Raw genomic sequence first — 245 nt, 5'->3', positions numbered from 1 at the left:
ATCAGCCTGCTCGATAAGCTGCGTGGCATAGCGGTCGTGATGATGATTGCCTATCATTTTTGTTTTGACCTGAATTACTTTCGCTTTGCCAGTTTCAATATGCTGGTCGCCCCTGGCTGGATTGCCTGGCATACCGTCATTGTCAGCAGCTTTTTGCTGGTGATGGGCGTAAGCCTGCAACTGGCTGCTCAAGCCCGCACCAACCATCGCATTGCCCTTGAACCGCCGCTGCTTTCTTTGTGGCA

General features: G+C 52.2%; 1 protein-coding gene. It reads left to right on the top strand.

What is annotated here, in order from left to right:
- A partial coding sequence (locus ACZ3HH_RS30940; RefSeq protein ID WP_465810516.1) for a heparan-alpha-glucosaminide N-acetyltransferase domain-containing protein occupies positions 1-245 on the top strand: 245 nt, incomplete at both ends.

The sequence above is a fragment of the Pseudomonas sp. PME37.24/025 genome, assembly GCF_055556615.1.
Note: the sequence above shows the minus strand (reverse complement) of the source record. Positions and strands in the feature narration are given on the sequence as shown.